Below are 7123 nucleotides of genomic sequence, written 5' to 3' on the forward strand. Positions count from 1 at the left end.
TGCCCAGCAGGCCGGTTTGCTCGAGGATCTGACGGGTGAACTTGTCCATCCGCGTTGCGGTGGTCGGGCCAGCCGGGCCAACCACTTCTTCGCGCACCGGATCAACCGGGCCGACGTAATAGATGAAGCGACCTTTCAGATCGACCGGCAGGGTTTCACCTTTGTTCAGCATCTCGACCATGCGCTTGTGCGCAGCATCGCGGCCGGTGAGCATCTTGCCGTTGAGCAGGACGGTTTCGCCCGGCTTCCAGCTCTGCACTTCTTCCGGGGTCAGGGTGTCGAGGTTGACGCGACGCGCCGACGGGCCGGCTTCCCAGACGATTTCCGGGTAGGCGTCCAGCGGTGGCGCTTCCAGCGAGGCCGGGCCGGAACCGTCGAGCACGAAGTGCGCGTGACGGGTAGCGGCGCAGTTCGGGATCATGCACACCGGCAAGGACGCGGCGTGGGTCGGGTAATCCATGATCTTCACGTCGAGCACGGTGGTCAGGCCACCAAGGCCCTGGGCACCGATGCCCAACTGGTTGACCTTCTCGAACAGCTCCAGGCGCATTTCTTCGATGCGGTTCTGTGGACCACGGGCCTTGAGTTCGTGAATGTCGATGGACTCCATCAACACTTCCTTGGCCATGACAGCGGCTTTCTCGGCGGTGCCGCCGATGCCGATGCCGAGCATGCCTGGTGGGCACCAGCCGGCGCCCATGGTCGGAACGGTCTTGAGCACCCAGTCGACGATCGAGTCGGACGGGTTGAGCATGGCCATTTTCGACTTGTTTTCGGAACCGCCGCCCTTGGCCGCCACGTCCACTTCCACGGTGTTACCCGGAACGATGGAGTAGTGGATCACGGCCGGGGTGTTGTCCTTGGTGTTTTTACGAGCGCCCGCCGGGTCGGCGAGGATCGAGGCACGCAGGACGTTTTCCGGCAGGTTGTAGGCGCGACGCACGCCTTCGTTGATCATGTCGTCCAGGCTCATGGTCGCGCCATCCCAGCGCACGTCCATGCCCACGCGCACGAACACGGTCACGATGCCGGTGTCCTGGCAGATCGGACGGTGGCCGGTGGCGCACATGCGCGAGTTGATCAGGATCTGCGCCATCGAATCACGGGCCGCTGGCGATTCTTCGCGCAGGTAGGCTTCGTGCATCGCCTGGATGAAATCCACGGGGTGGTAATAGGAAATGAACTGCAGGGCGTCGGCAACGCTCTGAATCAGGTCGTCTTGCTTGATCACGGTCATGAGTCGCGCTCCTCTAAAAGACGGGAACATTCAATAAGGTGCTTGCAGCTTGGGTGCATCGGTCGGTTGCAAGCACCTTTCAAGGCACGCCGGGCATGCTGGCGCGACGCTAAAAAGGCGCGGCAGTATAACGCGCCTCGTCCAAGGGCACACGCGCCGGTAGTCAAACGTTGGTCGCATAGGCGGCCGCGTGAATCCAAGTGATTTTTCAGCCATGGATTTGACGCCATTTATCCGACCGAAAATTGAATGGTCATTTATCGGCCGCCCCACTAAAGTGACACTCGGTCTGTAGAGTAGGACGCTCTGTCAGCCTTCATTCGGTGAGTCAACGATTGACCCATAACGCCATCCAGCGACTGTTGCTCAAACGTTTTGCCCTGGCAGCCGGCACGTATGCCCTGGCTTTGCTGTTGCTGTGGCTGGCGTTTTTTACCGGTCACTATCAGCAATCCCTGGCCAGCGTGGCCATTGGCAGCGCACTGGTGGTGATCAGCCAGGGCACGTTGTTCGCCCTGTTCTATAGCGGCTGCAACCTGCGCTTCGCCGACCCCAGCCTCACGGAAGCTCAAGTGCTGATGGGGCTGGGCTGGCAAACCTGGTTGATCGCCCATCTGGACGACGCGCGCGGGGCGTTCCTGGTCTTTTATGTGCTGATCCTGCTGTTCGGGCTGTTTCATCTGTCCCGTCGCGCGTTTTTACGCTGCGCGATGCTGGTGTTCTTCAGTTTCAGCGCCATTACGCTGTGGGAGGGCTATCACTTTCAGCTGGCCGACCCGGCGCTGGCGGCGTTGCAGGTGTGCGTGCTGTTGATCGTGCTGATCTGGCTGGTACTGTATGCCGGTTACGTCCAGGCTTCGCGACACCGTATGCGGCAGCGGCGCTTCGCGTTGCAGGCGCATCAGGACACGCTGCGCGGGATGATGCGCCAGCTCGAAGACCTGGTCGCCACCGACGAACTGACCGGCCTGTTCAATCGCCGGCATTTCCTGCGCCTGGCCTCACGTGAACTCAACGCCATGGACGCCGGCGTCAGGCATGGCCTGGCGCTGATCGACCTCGATCACTTCAAGCGGATCAACGATCTGCACGGCCATGCCGCGGGCGATCAAGTGCTGCAGGCCTTTGCCGGCGTGGCCACTGCATGCCTGCGCGATGGCGACGTTCTGGCGCGCTATGGTGGCGAAGAGTTTGTGGTGTTGTTGCCCGATTGCGATGCCGACAGTCTGACCGCCTGCTGTGAGCGACTGCGGGTTGCGTTTACCGATGTCGAGTTGCTCGGCCTGAATGTCGGCAGCCTCAGTCTGTCGGCGGGCATGACGTTGCTGGAACTGGGCGATGACCTCGACGACGCCTTGCAGCGAGCCGATCAGGCGCTCTATCGCGCCAAGCGTGACGGTCGTAACCGTTGCGCGGCGGCGTGGGAAAACGTCGATGCCTGAATTACGTGTCGGTGACCGCCAGTGGTCGGTGGCGGCGGGCAGTAATCTGCTTGATGCACTGAATCAGAACGGCGTGGCGGTGCCCTATAGCTGTCGCGCCGGCAGTTGCCATGCGTGCCTGGTGCAGTGCGTGCAAGGCTTGCCGAGCGATAGCCGCCCCGATGCCTTGAGCGCGCAGCAACGCCAGCAAGGTTGGCGTCTGGCGTGCCAGTGCCAGGTGGTCGAGGACTTGCAGGTGCACACCTTCGACCCGCAGCAGGATGGGCGCCCGGCCGAGGTCGCGGCGCTCGACTGGTTGAGCCCCAACGTACTGCGCTTGCGCCTGATCCCGCAGCGGCCATTGCGTTATAGCGCCGGGCAGCACCTGGTTTTGTGGGCGGGTAATGTGGCACGGCCATACTCCCTCGCCAGCCTGCCCGAGGATGACCGGTTTCTCGAATTTCACCTCGATTGTCGCCTGCCGGGTGAGTTCAGCGATGCAGCACGTCAGTTGAAAATCGGCGATCCGCTGCGCCTCGGCGAATTGCGCGGCGGGGCGCTGCATTATGACCCCGATTGGCACACGCGACCGCTGTGGCTGATGGCCGCCGGCACTGGTTTGGGACCGTTGTTTGGTGTGCTGCGCGAAGCTCTGCGTCAGGATCACCAAGGCGAAATCCGCGTCATTCATCTGGCCCATGACGCCGACGAGCATTATCTGGCCAAGCCTCTGCAGGCCATGGCGGCCAGCCGCCCGAACCTGAGCATCGAGCTCTGGACCCCGGCCGGATTACCCGCGGCGCTGGCGCAACTGCGGCTTGTTTCGCGGCAAACCCTGGCCCTGCTCTGCGGAGCGCCGGACAGCGTCGACGCCTTTGCCCGGCGCTTGTACCTGGCGGGATTGCCGCGCAATCAACTGCTGGCCGATGTGTTCCTGCCACGTGGTTGAGCCGCAGACGTTGACCGGATTTATCAAGCGGCACTAAACCTTCGCTGACAGTACCGGCTCCATCGCCAGCCCTGACAACTCAACCTTTGGATCAGCAAACAAAAAGCCCCGCCATTCTCATGGCGGGGCTTTTGTTTTTCAGCGCTCGGTCACTCAGACCATCGGGTCGCCAACGTGCAGGATCTTCATGCCGTTGGTGCCACCGGTGGTGTGGTAGCTGTCGCCCTTGGTCAGGATGACCCAGTCGCCTTTTTCCACGACGCCGCGTTTGACCAGCTCGTCGATCGCCTTCTGGCTGACTTCGTTCGGTGCCAGCGAAGCCGGATCGAACGGGATGGTGTACACGCCACGGAACATCGCCGCGCGGGCCTGGGCTTCGCGGTGCGGGGTGAACGCGTAGATCGGCACCGAGGAACGGATGCGCGACATGATCAGCGGGGTATAACCACTTTCGGTCAATGCGATGATCGCCTTCACGCCCGGGAAGTGGTTGGCGGTGTACATGGTCGCCAGCGCAATGCTTTCGTCGCAGCGGGTGAATTCCTTGCCGATGCGGTGGCTGGAGGTCTTGCTGGTCGGATGCTTTTCAGCGCCGACACAGATGCGCGCCATCGCTTGTACCGCTTCGAGCGGATACAGGCCGGCAGCACTTTCAGCCGACAACATTACGGCGTCGGTGTAGTCCAGCACGGCGTTGGCTACGTCGGACACTTCGGCGCGGGTCGGCATCGGGTTCTGGATCATCGACTCCATCATCTGGGTCGCGACGATCACGGCCTTGTTGTGGCGGCGTGCGTGCAGAATGATTTTCTTCTGAATGCCCACCAGCTCGGCGTCGCCGATTTCCACACCCAGGTCACCACGGGCCACCATCACGGCGTCGGATGCCTTGATCAGGCCATCGAGGGTTTCGTCGTCGGCCACGGCTTCGGCGCGTTCGATCTTCGCCACCAGCCAGGCGGTGCCGCCAGCTTCGTCGCGCAGTTGACGGGCGTATTCCATGTCGGCGGCGTCACGCGGGAAGGATACCGCGAGGTAATCGACTTGCATTTCCGCAGCGAGCTTGATGTCAGCCTTGTCTTTTTCCGTCAGGGCCGGGGCAGTCAGGCCGCCACCACGACGGTTGATGCCTTTGTGATCGGACAGCGGGCCGCCGATGGTCACGGTGCAGTTCAGTTCGGTGGCCGTGGCGGTATCGACGCGCATCACCACGCGACCGTCATCGAGCAGCAGCTCGTCGCCCACGCCACAGTCCTTGACCAGGTCCGGGTAGTCGATGCCGACCACTTGCTGGTTGCCTTCGGTAAGAGGATGGCTGGTGGAGAAGGTGAATTGATCACCGATCTTCAGCTCGATCTTCTTGTTGGCGAATTTGGCGATACGGATTTTCGGGCCTTGCAGGTCACCCAGCAGGGCGACGAAGCGACCGTGCTTGGCTGCCAGGTCACGCACCAGCTTGGCGCGAGCCTTATGCTCGTCGGGGGTGCCGTGGGAGAAGTTCAGACGGGCGACGTCCAGGCCAGCCAGAATCAGCTGTTCGAGAACTTCCGGCGAGTTACTGGCCGGGCCAAGGGTAGCGACGATTTTGGTACGACGGACGGACATGCAAAGACTCCTGAGTTCAAGCGCTGGGTGAGGCTACTATGCTGCGAAGTTGTAGTCATTGTTCGTTTGCACTACTTATCGCTTTCTTTATTGAACCGGACAACTTTGCGCCTGGCAGCCTGAAGATTTCCGCTCACGGGTCGATACAGCGTTCAAGACAGGAGATCCCCCCATGCGATTCGTGCTCATTGCCGCCCTTGCCATCAGTGTCCTCAGTGTCACGGGCTGCACCCGTTTCTCGATGAACCATCATTTGAATCTTGCCTACAGTGCCTATGAGCGGGGCAATTGCGAGCAAGTCATGCTCGAATTGTCCAAAGTCGAGCGCGCCAGCCGGGCGCGGCCTTATGTATGGCCGGAAGTGTCGATGATGCGCGGCCAGTGCCTGGAACGGCAAAAGATGTTTATCGATGCGGCCCAGACTTACCAATTCATCATCGCCTCGTATCCGCAAAGCGAATACGCCTATCGCGCCCGCGCCCGCCTGGAAACCTTGCAGAGCCTGGGCCATTACCCGACCCGCAGTGCCGCGGCGGTACGCCCGACGCAGTTCTGATGCAGGTTGTCATTCAATAGCTGGCCGACCGGCGGTGGTGAGCTATAGTCGAATAGACCGGTTTAGAGCGTTCTCTCTAAACCATCGTGACACCTGTGATTGGCAGGAGTAAGCGATAGCGGTTTATTGACTGTCGCACCAGGATCGGGGAGAGCGGGCCGTCTTGCCACTTCAGTTCCACCGGCAGGTCCGTTCCGAAGCATTAGTGCGGCTCTGCTTAAGGGCCTTGCGTAGCGAATTCAGCATGTTTACTGACCGCCGGATCGAGCGGCATCAACTGCCGTATTTCCTGAAAGTGTTCAACAGCATTACGGACAAGCCCATCGGTTTTCTGGGCAATGTCTCCGAAGATGGACTGATGCTCATCAGTCAGTTGCCGATGATGATCGGTGCTGACTTTGAACTGCGCCTTAAAATCCCCGCCAGCGGCGGCATCCAGCAGGTCATTGACTTGCGGGCGTGTTGCTTGTGGTGCCACGAAGACGCGACGCCTCACCACTATGACGCCGGGTTCAGTCTGCAGCGGGCACCGCCTGAATATGGGCAACTGGTGGAGGCGTTAAGGCAGTATTTCAGTTTTCTGCCGCTGCCGGCCTCGGCCTGATAAAGCAAAAGATCGCTGACGGCGGTCTTTTGCGCCTAAGTGCTGCCGCCACGCTTCCAGCTCAAATATTGCGTCACCAATTGCGTCCCCAATTGCCCCGGCCGTGTATCCAGCACTGGCACGCCATGAGCGCTCAACCGTTCGTGAAGTTCAGCCCGTGCATTCAAATAGTTCACCGTGCCGCAATAAGCCAGGGCTTCGGGCAAGGTCTGCACCGGTGTTTCGCGCAGGTTATCGAGCAGGTCTTCGCGCAAACTGGCGATCAGCACGCGATGCTGTTGGCCCAGGCGTTTGACGGCCGTTAGCAGCTCTTCATCGTCCTCATCGCGCAGATTGGTCAGCAGCACCACCAGCGCGCGGCGTTTTTGCCGCGCCAGCAATTGCGTGGCGGCGGCTTGATAGTCGGCACTGCGTTGGCTGCTGTTCAGGTCATACACGCTGTTGAGCAACGTGTTGAGTTGCCCGGTGCCTTTGACCGGTGCGAGGTAGCGCGGTGTGTCGCTGGCGAACGTACTGAGACCGACCGCATCACCCTGGCGCAATGCGACATAACTGAGCAGCAGGCAGGCGTTGAGCGCGTGATCGAAGTGCGACAACTCATCATCCTGACTGCGCATGCGGCGGCCGCAGTCGAGCATGAAGATGATTTGTTGGTCGCGCTCGTCCTGGTATTCCCGGGCAATCGGGGTGCGCTGCCGGGCGGTGGCTTTCCAGTCGATCTGGCGCAGGCTGTCGCCCTCGCGAAATTCGC

The 7123-nt window shown here is 61.0% G+C and carries 7 protein-coding genes; 4 read left to right on the top strand and 3 right to left on the bottom strand.

Features of this window, described 5'->3' with window-relative positions; all coding sequences use genetic code 11:
• Window positions 1-1237: fumarate hydratase (locus D8U18_RS03400; RefSeq protein ID WP_131107024.1), on the bottom strand; the 1237-nt coding region annotated here is incomplete at its 3' end.
• A 335-nt stretch (window positions 1238-1572) separates the two neighbouring features.
• On the opposite strand from D8U18_RS03400, the gene D8U18_RS03405 reads away from it, so the two are divergent.
• Both D8U18_RS03405 and D8U18_RS03410 read left to right on the top strand, forming a co-directional pair.
• On the top strand, window positions 1573-2679 hold the full coding sequence (locus tag D8U18_RS03405; protein ID WP_130905916.1) for a GGDEF domain-containing protein: 1107 nt from the start codon (window positions 1573-1575) through the stop codon (window positions 2677-2679).
• The gene (locus tag D8U18_RS03410; RefSeq protein WP_056852694.1) at window positions 2672-3607 is read left to right on the top strand and encodes an iron-sulfur-binding ferredoxin reductase; all 936 of its coding nucleotides are present in this window, start codon (window positions 2672-2674) and stop codon (window positions 3605-3607) included. The genes D8U18_RS03405 and D8U18_RS03410 overlap by 8 nt, the downstream gene beginning before the upstream one ends.
• A gap of 153 nt (window positions 3608-3760) precedes the next feature.
• On the opposite strand, the gene pyk is transcribed toward D8U18_RS03410, so the two are convergent.
• Window positions 3761-5212 carry a pyruvate kinase gene (pyk, locus tag D8U18_RS03415; protein ID WP_056852693.1) on the bottom strand — a complete coding sequence of 484 codons (1452 nt, stop codon included), beginning with the start codon at window positions 5210-5212 and terminating at the stop codon, window positions 3761-3763.
• 172 nt (window positions 5213-5384) lie between these two features.
• Here pyk and D8U18_RS03420 point away from each other — a divergent pair, with 172 nt between their 5' ends.
• Together D8U18_RS03420 and D8U18_RS03425 are read left to right on the top strand one after the other, a co-directional pair.
• Window positions 5385-5768, top strand: a complete 384-nt coding sequence (locus D8U18_RS03420; protein WP_130905914.1) for a tetratricopeptide repeat protein — start codon at window positions 5385-5387, stop codon at window positions 5766-5768.
• A gap of 244 nt (window positions 5769-6012) precedes the next feature.
• Complete coding sequence (locus D8U18_RS03425; protein WP_056852691.1) at window positions 6013-6372, top strand: PilZ domain-containing protein; 360 nt, start codon at window positions 6013-6015, stop codon at window positions 6370-6372.
• A 35-nt stretch (window positions 6373-6407) separates the two neighbouring features.
• Here D8U18_RS03425 and D8U18_RS03430 read toward each other — a convergent pair.
• Window positions 6408-7123 (bottom strand): DUF58 domain-containing protein (locus D8U18_RS03430; protein ID WP_131107025.1); only part of this gene is annotated, 716 nt, incomplete at its 5' end.

This window comes from Pseudomonas sp. Sample_10 (assembly GCF_004321495.1).
GTDB lineage: Bacteria > Pseudomonadota > Gammaproteobacteria > Pseudomonadales > Pseudomonadaceae > Aquipseudomonas.